At 74.5% G+C, this 13247-nt stretch carries 13 protein-coding genes; 4 read left to right on the top strand and 9 right to left on the bottom strand.

Annotated features, from left to right (window positions below; genetic code table 11):
• Positions 1–73: 73 nt before the first annotated feature.
• On the bottom strand, positions 74–223 hold the full coding sequence (locus ACFQBR_RS16200; RefSeq protein ID WP_344179335.1) for a hypothetical protein: 150 nt from the start codon (positions 221–223) through the stop codon (positions 74–76).
• 306 nt (positions 224–529) lie between these two features.
• On the opposite strand from ACFQBR_RS16200, the gene ACFQBR_RS16195 reads away from it, so the two are divergent.
• The 3 genes from ACFQBR_RS16195 (at position 530) to ACFQBR_RS16185 (ending at position 5413) form a co-directional block, all read left to right on the top strand.
• Positions 530–1168: an NADPH-dependent FMN reductase gene (locus ACFQBR_RS16195; RefSeq protein ID WP_344179332.1), complete on the top strand. Its 639-nt coding sequence runs from the start codon at positions 530–532 to the stop codon at positions 1166–1168.
• Positions 1169–1215: 47 nt separating this feature from the next.
• A complete protein-coding gene (locus tag ACFQBR_RS16190) occupies positions 1216–2733 on the top strand; it encodes an MFS transporter (RefSeq protein WP_344179330.1) in 1518 nt (505 codons plus the stop codon).
• Between the two features lie 187 nt (positions 2734–2920).
• Complete coding sequence (locus ACFQBR_RS16185) at positions 2921–5413, top strand: ATP-dependent Clp protease ATP-binding subunit (RefSeq protein ID WP_344179328.1); 2493 nt, start codon at positions 2921–2923, stop codon at positions 5411–5413.
• Positions 5414–5584: 171 nt separating this feature from the next.
• Here ACFQBR_RS16185 and ACFQBR_RS16180 read toward each other — a convergent pair whose 3' ends face one another.
• The 8 genes from ACFQBR_RS16180 to ACFQBR_RS16145 all read right to left on the bottom strand — a co-directional run bounded on the left by ACFQBR_RS16180 (position 5585) and on the right by ACFQBR_RS16145 (position 11770).
• Positions 5585–6691 (bottom strand): glycoside hydrolase family 5 protein, encoded by a 1107-nt coding sequence (locus ACFQBR_RS16180; protein WP_378553721.1) that lies wholly within the window; start codon positions 6689–6691, stop codon positions 5585–5587.
• A 279-nt stretch (positions 6692–6970) separates the two neighbouring features.
• A complete protein-coding gene (locus ACFQBR_RS16175; protein WP_267945488.1) occupies positions 6971–7168 on the bottom strand; it encodes a hypothetical protein in 198 nt (65 codons plus the stop codon).
• Positions 7169–7235: 67 nt separating this feature from the next.
• A complete protein-coding gene (locus ACFQBR_RS16170) occupies positions 7236–8201 on the bottom strand; it encodes a TIGR03557 family F420-dependent LLM class oxidoreductase (RefSeq protein WP_344179324.1) in 966 nt (321 codons plus the stop codon).
• A 75-nt stretch (positions 8202–8276) separates the two neighbouring features.
• The gene (locus tag ACFQBR_RS16165; protein ID WP_344179322.1) at positions 8277–9383 is read right to left on the bottom strand and encodes an SDR family NAD(P)-dependent oxidoreductase; all 1107 of its coding nucleotides are present in this window, start codon (positions 9381–9383) and stop codon (positions 8277–8279) included.
• Positions 9384–9618: 235 nt separating this feature from the next.
• A complete protein-coding gene (locus ACFQBR_RS16160) occupies positions 9619–9972 on the bottom strand; it encodes a DUF8129 domain-containing protein (protein ID WP_344179320.1) in 354 nt (117 codons plus the stop codon).
• 210 nt (positions 9973–10182) lie between these two features.
• A complete protein-coding gene (locus tag ACFQBR_RS16155; protein WP_344179318.1) occupies positions 10183–10830 on the bottom strand; it encodes a VOC family protein in 648 nt (215 codons plus the stop codon).
• A gap of 274 nt (positions 10831–11104) precedes the next feature.
• Positions 11105–11353 carry a hypothetical protein gene (locus ACFQBR_RS16150; RefSeq protein ID WP_344179316.1) on the bottom strand — a complete coding sequence of 83 codons (249 nt, stop codon included), beginning with the start codon at positions 11351–11353 and terminating at the stop codon, positions 11105–11107.
• 117 nt (positions 11354–11470) lie between these two features.
• Positions 11471–11770: a hypothetical protein gene (locus ACFQBR_RS16145; protein WP_344179314.1), complete on the bottom strand. Its 300-nt coding sequence runs from the start codon at positions 11768–11770 to the stop codon at positions 11471–11473.
• 400 nt (positions 11771–12170) lie between these two features.
• Here ACFQBR_RS16145 and ACFQBR_RS16140 point away from each other — a divergent pair, with 400 nt between their 5' ends.
• Entirely contained in the window at positions 12171–13166 is a 996-nt protein-coding gene (locus ACFQBR_RS16140) for an aldo/keto reductase (protein ID WP_344179312.1), read from the top strand.
• Positions 13167–13247: the final 81 nt, after the last annotated feature.

Genomic DNA, 13247 nt, shown 5'->3' with positions numbered 1-13247 from the left:
TAGCCGAGCGGGCCGACGACACGACCGGCCCCGCCGAGGAGTCGGCGGGGCCGGTCGTCCAGGTGTCCCCCGGTCAGGCCTGGGGGGTCTGGCCGCCGAAGAGAACGGCGGGGATGACGTGGGACACGACCCCGAGGCCGGCGTGGTCGTTGGCGGCGGCGGGGGCGATCGCGGCCCCCACCAGGGCGGCGGACAGGGCCAGGGTTGCCAGGACACGACTCATGGGACTCCTCCTGCGGAGACGACTGTTGTCACTCAGAGTAACAAGACGGGTCCCCGGAGTCGCGCAGGCGCCCACGACGAGCAGGGGAGGCGTGCCGCGCGGGAACCGGCGCCCCCTCCGCGCCCGCCGGCCCGTCCGCGCCCGCCACCGGGGAGCGTGAGGGGGTGGTGCGGCCGACAGCGGCCGTGGGCGGACCGGAGCGGACCGGGTGCGGACCGAGTGCGGTGCGGGGCCGGACCGAGGGCGGGGTGGCCGAGTGTGGGGGCACGGCAGACCGACACCGGACAGCACAGGAGGTGGGCCATCATGCCCCGCACCACGGACGGCCCTGACACGAGGAGCAGCGCCGACACCCACGGGAACCCGGACACCGCACCCGTCCGGGTGGCCGTCATCGTCGGCAGCACCCGCGAGGGCCGGTTCTGCCCGACCGCGGCGGACTGGTTCGCCGGCCGCGCCGAGACGCACGCGGGAGTCGAGGTCGACGTGGTCGACCTGGCCGCGGCCCGCCTGCCCGACACCCTGGTCGAGAGCTCCCCCCTTCCGGCCGAGGTCGGGGCCCTGGCCCCGCGCATCGCCGCCGCCGACGCGTTCGTCGTGGTCACGCCCGAGTACAACCACAGCTTCCCGGCGCCCCTGAAGACGGCCGTCGACTGGTTCTTCGACGAGTGGCGGGCCAAGCCGGTCGGGTTCGTCTCCTACGGCGGCGTCTCGGGCGGCCTGCGCGCCGTGGAGCAGCTGCGGCTGGTCTTCGCCGAGCTCCAGGCCACCACGGTCCGCAGCACGGTGTGCTTCCCGAACTTCTGGGACCGCTTCGACGCGGACGGCGGCTGGCCGCGCTCCCCCGAGGGGGCGGAGGAGGCCGCCGCCGACATGCTCGCCCAGCTCACCTGGTGGGCGCACGCCCTGCGCGCCCACCGCGGGCGCGTCCCCTACCCGGCCTGAGCCGTCCCGTCCGCCCCACCCACCCACCCACCGGAGAGAAGGGTTCCATGACCGTCGAGACACCACAGCGGCGCGCCACCTGGCGGGAGTGGCTGGGGCTGGCGATCCTCACCCTCCCGATCTTCATGATGGCCAACGACGTGTCGGTGCTGTACCTGGCGATGCCCGCGATCGGGGCCGACCTGCTGCCGTCCGCCTCGCAGTCGCTGTGGATCCTGCACGTGGGCGAGCTGCTGGGCGCGGGGTTCGTCCTGACGCTGGGGCGCCTGGGCGACCGCGTGGGGCGCAGGCGCCTGCTGCTGACCGGCCTGGCCGTCTACGGGGCGGCGTCGGCCGCGGCCGCGTTCTCCCCCGACGCCTGGACGCTGATCGCCGCCCGGGCCCTGCTGGGCCTGGCCGCGGCGACCCTGGCCCCCTCCGCGCTGTCGCTGCTGCGGCAGATGTTCACCGACCCCCGGCAGTTCTCGCTCGCGGTGGCGCTGAACCTGAGCGCGTTCTCGGTCGGGATGGCCCTGGGACCGCCGCTGGGCGGGGTGCTGCTGGAGTTCTTCCCGTGGGGTGCGCTGTTCCTGGTCAACGTGCCCATCGCCCTCCTCGCGCTGGCGGCCCTGCCGCTCCTGCTGCCCGAGTACCGCGACCCGGCCGCGGGACGGCTCGACCCGGCCAGCGTCCTGCTCTCGGCGGGCGCGCTCGTCCTGGCGGTCTTCGGGCTCCAGGAGATCGCGGCGAGGGGGCCGCAGCCCCCGTTCCTGGCGGCCGTGGGGGCGGGCCTGGTGCTGGGGTGGCTCTTCCTGCGCCGCCAGCGCCGGACGGACGACCCGCTCCTGGACCCGGGCATGTTCGCCGCACGCGGGTTCGGCGTCGCCGTGTGCCTGGGCCTGCTGATGCTGTTCGTGGCGGGCGGCCCGAACCTCTTCCTCGTGCAGTTCCTCCAGTCGGTCCTCGGGGTCTCCCCGGGGGCGGTGGGGCTGCTGCTGGTCCTGCCCGCCGCGGCGGGCCTGGCGGGCACCGTCCTCACCCCCGCGTTCCTCCGGTGGGGCAGCGTCGGGCAGGTGCTGGCGGCCTCGATGCCCGTCGCCCTGGCCGGCCTGGCGGTGATGGCGGTCGCGGCCGGCCAGGGCTCGCTGTGGGGGCTGGTCGCCGGGACCTCCCTGCTGTCCCTGGGCGGAGGGCCGGCGCTGACGCTGGGCAGTCAGGTGGCGCTGTCCGCCGTCCCGCTGGAGCAGACGGCGTCGGCCTCGGCCGTGAACGACGTGGCCGCCGGGATGGGGCAGACATTGAGTCTGGCCCTGCTGGGTAGCGTGGGACTGGCGGTGTACCGGACCACGCTGGCCGGGGCCTGGCCCGCGGGCGTTCCCGGGAGCGCCGACGGGGCGGCCGGCGACAGCGTGGGCGCCGCCATGGGGATCGCCGGAGACCTCGGCGGGGCCGCGGGGACGGCCCTCGCCGAGGCGGCCGGGGCCGCCCTGGAGGCCGCGCTGCGGACGAGTTCCGTGATCGCCGCGGCGGTGCTGGTGGTCCCGATGGCGGCTGTGTCGGCACTGCTGTGGCGGCACCGGATCTGAGGAGGGGACCGATCGTCGCGCATCCGCCGGAAGGGCGCCGGGCACGGCCGGAGGGCCGGTGGCCGCGGGCCCCGACGGCCCGGCCACACCGGAGGACACTGACGCCCGATTCAGGGTCATTCACGTAGAGTTACCGAGCAACTACTTGGCGATGGCACGCCACCACACGCACGGGGGACGAGACGAGATGACACACGACTTTCCCGACGACCGCGGCAGCGACCCCGGGTCCTTCGACGAGTTCCTGGCCCGGTTCCTCGGGGCCCGGGGCCCGGTCCGCCGCGTGGATCTGTCCAAGCTGATGAGCGTCGAGGCCCAGGAGGTGGCCGACGCCGCGGTGCGCCGCGCCCTGGAGGCCGGCGGCGCCGACGTGGACACGGTCCACCTGCTGTGGTCCCTGCTGCGCCACCAGCCCACGCGCGAGCTGATGGGCCGCACCGACGCCAACACCGACCAGCTCACCGCGGTGATCGACCAGGCGGTGGCGCAGGCGCCCCGGACGGTGCGCGGATCGGCCAGGCTCACCCCGTCCGCCAAGAGGGCCCTGCTGGACGCGCTCCAGATCGCACGGGCCACCGGCAGTTCCAGCATCACGCCCGAGCACCTGCTGTTCGCCCTGGCGGTCAACCCCGACAGCCCGGTGAGCCAGCTCATGCGCGACTCCGGGATCACGCCGCCCGCGCTGCAGAAGGCCGCGGGCCCCGTGCCCGCCGCCGACCGGGGCGAGGAGGAGCCCTCGGCCACGCCCACCCTGGACGAGTACGGCACCGACATGACGGCGCTGGCCCGCGAGGGGCGCCTGGACCCGGTCGTGGGCCGCGACGACGAGGTCGAGCAGTGCATCGAGGTGCTCGCCCGGCGCCGCAAGAACAACCCGGTGCTCATCGGCGACCCCGGCGTGGGCAAGACCGCGATCGCCGAGGGCATCGCCCAGCGCATCTTCGACGACGACGTCCCCGAGACCCTGCGCGGACGCCGCCTGGTCCAGCTCGACCTGGCCGGGATCGTGGCGGGCACGCGCTACCGGGGCGACTTCGAGGAGCGCCTGACCGCGATCGTGGACGAGATCCGCGCGCAGTCCGAGGGCCTGCTCATCTTCATCGACGAGATCCACACGATCGTGGGCGCTGGGGCCGCCGAGGGGTCGATGAACGCCGGGAACATGCTCAAGCCCGCGCTCGCCCGCGGCGAGCTGCACGTCATCGGCGCGACCACGGTGGACGAGTACCGCAAGAACATCGAGAAGGACGCCGCGCTCGAACGCCGCTTCCAGCCGATCCAGGTGCCCGAGCCGTCGGTGGAGGACACCGTCGAGATCCTGCGCGGCCTGCGCGACCGCTACGAGGCCCACCACCAGGTGCGGTTCAGCGACGAGAGCCTGGTCGCGGCGGCCGAGCTGTCGGACCGCTACGTCACCGACCGGTTCCTGCCGGACAAGGCCATCGACCTGGTCGACCAGGCGGGCGCCCGGGTGCGGCTGCGGCTGAAGACCTCCAGCTCCTCCCTGCGGGACCTGGAGAAGAGGCTCAAGGAGCTGGAGGAGCAGAAGGACAGGGCGGTCCAGGAGGAGGACTACGAGCGGGCGTCGGCGGTGCGCGACGAGATCTCCGCCGCCCGGAGCTCGATCCACCAGGCCCGCGGCACCGGCTCCGCGGTGCCGGAGGTGACCGGCGACGACATCGCCGACGTGGTCTCCCGCAGCACCGGCATCCCGGTCTCCCAGCTCACCCAGGAGGAGCGGGACCGGTTGGTCAACCTGGAGGAGGTGCTGCACACGCGGGTGATCGGCCAGAACGAGGCGGTCACGGCGGTCTCCGAGGCGATCCGCCGCTCCAGGGCCGGGCTGGGCGACCCCGACCGGCCGGTGGGCAGCTTCCTGTTCCTGGGGCCGACCGGCGTGGGCAAGACGGAGCTGGCCCGGGCGCTGGCCGAGGCCCTGTTCGGGTCCGAGGACGCCATGGTGCGCATCGACATGAGCGAGTTCCAGGAGCGGCACACCACCAGCCGCCTGACCGGCGCGCCTCCCGGGTTCGTCGGCTACGAGGAGGCGGGCCAGCTCACCGAGGCGGTGCGCCGCAACCCCTACTCCGTGCTCCTGCTGGACGAGATCGAGAAGGCGCACCCGGACGTGTTCAACCTGCTGCTGCAGCTGTTGGACGACGGACGGCTGACCGACGGCCAGGGACGGACGGTGGACTTCCGCAACACTGTGGTCGTCATGACCAGCAACCTGGGGTCGGAGGCGATCACCGGCGGCGGCCCGATGGGTTTCACCGCCGACGGCCAGATGGACCCCGACACCGAGCAGCGGGTGATGCGGCGGCTGCGCGAGGAGTTCCGGCCCGAGTTCGTCAACCGGATCGACGAGGTCATCGTCTTCAAGCAGCTCGGGAACGAGGAGCTGGCCCAGATCACCCGGCTCATGCTGGAGAGCCTCGAACAGCGGCTCAGGGCGAAGGACATCACGGTGCGGTTCACCGACGAGGCGGTCGCGTGGCTGGCCGAGCAGGGGTACCAGCCCGCGTACGGCGCCCGGCCGCTGGCGCGCACGATCCAGCGCACCGTCGGCAACCGCCTCTCGCGCATGGTGCTGGACGGGCAGGTCGTCCCGGGCGACCGGGTGATCGTGGACGCGGGCGACGACGGGGACCTGCGGATCTCCACCGCCCCCGCCTTCTGAGGCGGGCCGGGACGGCCGGAGGGGCGCGCCGCGGTCGCGGCGCGCCCCCGCGTGCCCGGAGCCCCCGGCGGGAGGCGGCGCACCCTTCTCCCGGTGCGCCCCCTCACCGCCCGGGGCGGTCCCCGCCGCGTTCGGCGGCCTCCCCGGCAGGGGGCCGCCGCGCGGCGGGGGTCAGGCGGCGCCGCTCTCCCGGATCCGGTCGCGGATCCACTCGCCCGCGGGCTTGAGGGAGTCGGTGCCGGTCCAGGGCCCTCCGGCGGCGCAGGTGCCGGTCTCGAAGACCGCGCCGGAGCGGAAGTCGTCGGAGAAGTTCCAGTTCACCCAGCTGATCTGCTCCTCCTCCATGAGGTCGAGGTAGGCCTGGGCCGACGCGAAGTCGTTGGGGCCGTCGCCCGTGGCCTGCTGGGTGCCGAACTCGGTGACGAACAGCGGGAGCTCCTGGGCGGCGGCCCGGAACGCCTCCCGGTAGGAGCCGTGGGTGGCGGCGTAGAAGTGGAAGACGTACATGATGTTGTCGGCGTCGACCGGGTCGGCGGTGATCTCGGTGTGGTCCGAGCCCTCGGACATGCCCAGGGAGGACCAGGCGCGGGTGCCGACGAGCACGACGGCCTCGGGGTCCTCGGCGCGGATGACCGGGATGATCTCCTCGGCGTAGCCCTTGATCGCGTCCCAGGAGACCCCGTTGGGCTCGTTGGCGATCTCGTACAGGACGTTGTCCTTGTCGGCGTGCACCGAGGCGATCTCGGAGAAGAAGGTGCGGGCGCGCTCGGTGTTGTGGTTGGGGTCGCCGGGGGTGAGCATGTGCCAGTCGACGATGACGTACATGCCGCGGGCGGTGGCCTCCTCGATCAGCTCGTGGACCCGGTCGGTGAACCCGCGCGGGTCGGTCTCGTAGCCGTCCTCCTGGATGTACATGGACACGCGCAGCACGTCGGCGTTCCAGTCGTGGGCGAGCGCGTCCAGCGATCCGTCGGTGAGGCAGTCGCTGTACCACTGGAGGCCGTGCGAGCTCATCCCGGTGAGCTGGACGGGGTCGCCGTTGCTGTCGCAGAGCTTGACGCCGCAGACGGTGAGCTGCCCGTGGGTGTCCGCGGGGCCCGCGGAGGTCTCGGGGCCGGAGGGCGCCCGGGTCTGCCCGGTCGAGGCCAGGGCCGCCCCCGTGGGGCCGTGCGCCCCCGCGAGGACGAGGAGCGCCACGGCGAGCAGGAGCGCTCCCACGAGCGCGGCGCCGGCGGGGGTCCGGCGTGTGCGGGCGGGGGACGGGGGGTGGTGCGCCACGGGCTTCCTCCAGCGGGGTGGCGGCCCGGCGCGGTCCGGGGGAGGACGTCGCACCGAACCGGAAGGAGTCTTTTCTTTTCTCGCAACCTAGACTTCGGTCACGGAGCGGTCAATCCCCCTTACGCGACGAATACGCACCCTTCCCGTGCGCCCCACCGCCCGGGCCCGCCGCGCTCCCCGCGACCGGCCGCGGCGGCGGACCGCGGACAGCGCGGAGCCCGCGGGCGCGCCGGGAGCGGCGCGTCCGCGGGCTCGACCCCTCCCGGGACCGGCCCGTCCTCAGGCGGGTTCGGGCTCGGGTTCCGGGCCGGGCGGCTCGGGCGTGGGCGCGGGCCCCGGGGGCTCCGGCAGCGGATCCGGCGGGGACGGGGGGTCCGGCATCGGGGTCGGGGGGAACGGGTCCGGCGGCATCGGCGGCATCGGGTCCGGGTAGCGCGCGGCAGGGGCCGGAGTGCCGTCACGGGTGCGTGCGTTCATGTCTCCTCCTCACTGGTCGTCCTTGCGGGCCCGGCGCGCGGGCGGGCCGCCCGCGCGCCGGGCCGGCTCAGCCCCCGGCCCTGAGCCGGGGCAGGATCTCCTTCCGGTAGAACTCGAAGAAGCCCTCCTGGTCGTCGCCGACCTGGCAGACGTACACCTCGTCCACCCCGGACTCCAGGTACGGCCTGATCGCGGCGAGGTGCGCCTCGGGGTCGGGCCCGCAGGTCACCTGCTCCGCCGCCATCTGCTCCGTGACCAGCCCCTCGGTGAGCTGCCGGAAGTGGCGGGGCAGGGGGAGGATCTGGGCCGCCTCCCCCTGCAGGGCCTCGTTGGGCCACCGCTCGTGGACCAGGCGCCGGGCCCGGGCCTCGTCGCGGTCCCAGCAGACCTTGAGCCCGCCCTGGACGGGTTTGCCCGCACCCCCCTCGGAGCGGAACCTCTCGACGGTCTCCGGGCTGGGGGCGACCTGGATCAGGCCGTCCGCCTCCCGCGCGGCCAGCGCGGTCGCCTTGGGGCCGAACGCGGACATGTAGACCTTCGGCGGCTCCTCGGGCAGCGTGTACAGGCGCGCGGTGTCCACGTCGTAGTACTCGCCCCGGTGGGTGACGAGCTTGCCCGTCCAGAGCTTGCGCATCACCTCGACGGCCTCCTCCAGCATGGCGATGCGCTGGGCGGCGGGCGGCCAGGGCAGTCCGAGGATGTGCTCGTTGAGCGCCTCCCCCGTGCCGACCCCCAGCGTGAACCCGCCCCTGACCAGGGCCGCCGAGGTGGCGGCGGCGTGCGCCACCACCGCCGGGTGCATGCGCGTGGTCGGGCAGGTCACCGCCGTGGTGACCGGCAGCGACGTGGCCTGGCCGATCGCGCCGACGACCGACCACACGAACGGGCTCTCCCCCTGGGAGTCCAGCCACGGGTGGAAGTGGTCGGAGATCCACAGTGCGTCGAACCCGGCCTCCTCGGCCCCCTGCGCCTGGCGGACCAGGCTCGCGGGACCGTGTTCCTCGCTGGCGAGAAAGTATCCGAAACGCGTCACGTCGCCATCCCCCGATCGCCGTCGCGGCGGGCCGGGCCCGAGCGCCGTCTGCGGCACGGGCCCGCACCCGGCCGCCTACTCCCGTTTCTGGTTGAGTCTCCTGGTCGCGCGCTCGTTGAGCGCGGTGGGCGCCTTGAGCGCCTGGTTGACGAGGCCGTGGTCGGCCTCCCTGCCGGGCCGCTCCTCGACATGCTCGGGCGGGGCGGGCAGGAGCCGCGCCATGATCCCCATGGTTCGCTGGACGAGGGCCGGGGAGAGCCCGCGGGCGACGATGACCGCGCGGGCCAGCGGGGTGAGCACGAGGTGGCTGCGGCCCCGGGCGGTCGCCTCGGCGATCCGGGCGGCCGCGCGCTCGCCGCTCACCGAGACCAGCGGAAGGCCCGCGCCCAGGGAGAACCACGAGTACTCGCGCTCGGGGTCGCCGGTGAACACCGCGGCCTTGTGGGACCCGGTGCGCATGAGCCCGGGCACCACCGTGGTGACCTTCACGCCCCGGCCCGCCACCTCGGCGCCCAGCCCCTCGGAGAGGGCGACCTCGGCGAACTTGGCGCACGAGTAGGGCAGCAGGTGCGGGACGCTGAGGTGGCCCCCGATCGAGGTGATGGTGACGAGGCGTCCCCCGGTCCTCTCCAGCGGGCCGAGCGCGGCACGGGAGATGTGCAGGGGCGCCCAGAACATCGTCTCCATGGCGTCGCGGAAGTGGTCCTCGGTCAGCACCGACTGCGGCCCGACCTGGATGATGCCCGCGTTGTTGACGACGATGTCGAGGCGGCCGAAGCGCGCCGCCGCCTCCTCGACCATCCTCTCGGCCTGCCCGGCGTCGCGGACGTCGCACCGGACGCCGTGCGCCGTGACCCCCCTGCGCACCAGGTCGGCGACGGCGCGGTCGAGCTCGTCGCGGTCGCGCGCGCACACGACGACGGACGCGCCGCGGGAGCCGAACTCCCGGGCCATCTGGAGGCCGAGCCCGCGGGACCCGCCGGTGACCAGCACGACGCGTCCGGTCAGGAGCGTGGTGCGGTTCCGGCTCACGGCGGCGGCGGTCAGGCCGACCGCGGCCCCGGCCACCGCCCACGGCACGACCCCCGCGCGGCGGCGCGGCCGGGGCTCGTGCCCGCTCCGGAGCCGGGACACCGCCCACCGGGTTCCGGCCAGGGCCAGGACGGGCTTCCAGCGGATCACCGGGCCCTCCCCCCGGGGTCGCCGGTCTCCGTGGGTGTACGTGGCACCACCGTCATGTCACTCCCCGTGTTCGCTGTACGCCGGTCGGGGGATGTGGGTATACGGCTACCCGCCGCCCGTCGGACGAAAACCGCAGGTGGGAACCCATGGGAAAAACCGGGCTCCCGCCTTGCGGGCGCGGGTGCGGGCCCGGGGGCGCCCCCGCGTCCCCCGGACCCGGGCCTCTCGCGACCGCCTACTGGTTGCCGGGCTGGTAGTCGCCCTTGGGCTTGGCGGGCTGGGCGGGCACGCCGTGCGGCGGCGGGCTCGCCTGGGGCGCGACCGTGTCCGTGTTCACGGGAGACCCCCCGGCGGCCGGCCCCGGCCGCTCCGGCTGGAACTGCTGCGACCCCCCGGACGGCTCGGCGCCCTCCTCCAGGCCGTGGAGCCGGTTCTTGAGGATCTCCAGTACGCCGGTCCGGTCGGCGTGGGCCTCCTCGTAGGCGATGAGCCGTCGCATCTGCTCCGCGTCCAGCGATCGGACCCTGTGCTGGAGCGTGGCGATCGGCAGTCCCTCGTAGCCCTCGATCGGGGGTGTGTCCTCGTTCACCGCGTTCACTCCCCTTCTGCTCGACGATGGGGTGTAGGGGTTCGGCTACCCGGGCCGGGGCGCGTGAAACCGGCGGGAGGGCCGCGGAAAGGCGCCGGAGGACGGGGACGGGCGGGCCCCCGACCTGGGGAAGCGGCGCCCGGGGCGGGACGGGGCGCCCCCTCGTGGAGGGGCCCTTACGGGCCGCGGCGTGCGCCGCGGCCCGGCCTGTCAGCGCAGCACGAACTCCCCCCGCGGACCGCGCAGGACCGCCTCCAAGAGCGGCGCGGGACCGGTCGCGACCTCCAGGTCCGCGCCCAGGGCCCGCAGTGCCGGCTCCAGCGAGCCGGGGTCGGGGTGCTCCGCGCGCAGGGAGACCAGTTCGAGGGCGGGCAGGTCGCCCAGACCGGGCTGCGGGGTCCGCCCCCAGTCGATGAGGAACGGCACCGGTGCGGGATAGGCCGGCAGTTCGCGTCTGGCGAGCAGCCAGCGCAGGACCGTTCCCCCGGGGGTGGCGCGCGACCACGGTTCGATCCCTCCGGGGTCGTGCCCGACCGCGCGGGCCCGCCCCACCGCCGCCTCCAGGCCGCCGTCCACGCGGACCGCGAAGGCGGCGAGGCGGGGCCCCTCCAGGCCGGCGATGCCGAACACGCGGACCGGGCCGGGGTCGTCGCGCTCGGGGTCGGGCCCGATGATCTCCAGGTAGTACGGCGCGCGGGCCCCGTCCACGGTCAGCGCGACGAGCGCGTTCGCCGTCCCGACCGGGTGGGAGCCGCCGCGCGCGGGGGCCACGCCGGTGCGCGCCTCGAACGCGGCCGCTCCCCCGGCCAGGTCGGGCACGGTGTACACGAGGTGGTCGAGCGTGGGTGGAAAGCTCATCCGCTGGTCCTTCGTCGTCGTCGGCCGGACGTTCCGGCCCCCAAGGACACCACGGCCCGCGGGAACGGGGTGCGGGCGGCACCGGGATGTGCGCGGTCGACACGGTCCCGTGCCCGCCGGGCCGCCCGCGGGCGGGGCGCCGCCCGCGCGGTACCGGGCCGACTGCGCTCCCCGCACACCGAAGACCGGCCCCGCCTCCGGGGAGGCGGGGCCGACCGTCATCGGGACGGCCCGGCCGGGAAGCCTCCGCTCCGGCACGGGCGCGCCCCCGGTGTCACCTGGCGCCGCTGCGGACGCTGGAGACCCCGGCGCCCTTGGGACCGGCGGTGTAGGTCACCTTCTCGTAGGAGACCCTGCCGTCGTCGGTGACCACACTGCGGACCACGGTGATACTGGCCCCCTTCGGCCCGGCGAAGGCGTCCTGGCTGTGGAATCGGGCGTCGGCCGAGGCCACCGCGGGCGCGCCCAGGGCGATGCCCAGGGCGAGGGCGGTCGTGACCAGGGCGCGGGACGAACGAAGCATCGTTCCTGCCAATCATGTTCTGAGACGGAAAAAGGCTCCGGCGCGGCGCTCTCTCGTCGCCGCGCCGGAGTTCACCCGGGTCCGGCCGCGGGCCCGAGGGCCCGCGGCCGGGGCGCCCTAGCCGGCAGCGCTGACCACGCCGCCCTCGGAGGCTCCGTGGGGGCCGGCCTCGTTCCACTTCTTGATGTAGAAGCTGCCGCCCTTGCCGCCCTTGCCGCCCTTGCCGTCCTCGTGGTCGCTCCCGTGGCCGCTCGTGGCCCCGGCGATGACGCCCGCCTGGGAGGCCCCGTGGGGGCCGGCCTCGCTCATGCCGGCAGCGAAGAAGCTGTCCGCCATGGCCGCCGCCGGGGCGCCGAAGGCGAGGGCGGGGGCCACGATGGCGGCGAAGGCGAGGCGGGTCACGGTCTTGCGGTTCATACGAGTTCCCTCTCGTTGTGGCCTGGCGCTCCGACATGTCGGCGGAGCGTCGCAGGAGCCGGATGCGAGGGCCGGATTCGGTGAACGGCCCCCGCGGAATAGATGTCCACGACGCCCGCCTCGTAACCGTATGCACTCACAAAATCACTCAAAGTAGTCTTGGGGGCGTTTTGGCGTCTCTTGGCCCGCGCGGACGCGCTGCGCGCTTGCCTCGGACCCGCTCGCGGACACCCGTCCGCCGGCGTTCGAGCCGCACCGGCGCCACCACGGCCCCGGGCCGGCCCTCCCGGACGGCGCCGGACCCGCCACGCGGGGGGCGCTCGCGCCCGGACCCGCGTCCGCGCTGTAGCCTCCGCACGCCGGACGAGCGGCGTCCGGCCACGAGAACGGGGAATGACCCATGACCTACGTCGCCGCCCCCACGCGGTACGACTCCATGCCCTACCGGCGGGTGGGGCGCAGCGGTCTGCGCCTGCCCGCCCTCTCCCTGGGCCTGTGGCACAACTTCGGACACGACCGCGACCTCGCTCGGCAGAAGGAGATCGTGCTGCGGGCGTTCGACCTGGGCGTGACCCACTTCGACCTCGCCAACAACTACGGACCGCCGCCGGGGGCCGCCGAGGAGAACTTCGGCCGGATCCTCGCCGGGGACCTGGGCCGGTACCGGGACGAGATCGTCGTCTCCACCAAGGCCGGGTACCTGATGTGGCCCGGCCCGTACGGCGAGTGGGGCTCGCGCAAGTCCGTGCTGGCCAGCCTGGACCAGAGCCTGGGACGCATGGGCCTGGACCACGTGGACGTGTTCTACTCCCACCGCCCCGACCCGGACACGCCCCTGGAGGAGACCATGGGCGCGCTCGACACGGCGGTGCGCCAGGGCAAGGCCCTGTACGCGGGGGTGTCCAACTACTCCCCCGGGCAGACCCGCGAGGCCGCCGCGATCCTGCGGGACCTGGGCACGCCGATGCTGATCCACCAGCCGTCGTACTCGATGTTCAACCGGTGGGTGGAGGACGGCCTGCTCGACGTGCTGGACGAGGTGGGCGCCGGTTCGATCGCCTACTCCCCGCTCGCCCAGGGCCTGCTGACCGACCGGTACCTGAACGGCGTCCCGGAGGGCTCGCGCGCCGCCGGGAGCAGTCCGTTCCTCAACGCCGAGGGGGTCACCGGGGACGTCCTGGAGCGGGTGCGCGCCCTCGACGCGATCGCCGGGCGGCGGGACCAGACGCTGGCGCAGACGGCGCTGGCGTGGGTGCTGCGCGGCGGGCGGGTGACGTCGGCGGTGATCGGCGCGAGCAGCATCGGACAGCTGGAGGACAACGTGGCCGCGGTCGGGAACCTGGACTTCGACGCCTCCGAACTGGCCGAGATCGACCGGTACGCAACCGCCGTCTGAAGAGCGCCTCGTCACATTTCGGGTTTGTAACGGTTCACACGGGTAGGCGCACCACCAGCATCATTTCCCTGATGAGAAAAG

Origin of the sequence: Nocardiopsis tropica (assembly GCF_042660575.1) — a bacterium.
GTDB lineage: Bacteria > Actinomycetota > Actinomycetes > Streptosporangiales > Streptosporangiaceae > Nocardiopsis > Nocardiopsis tropica.
Note: the sequence above shows the minus strand (reverse complement) of the source record. Positions and strands in the feature narration are given on the sequence as shown.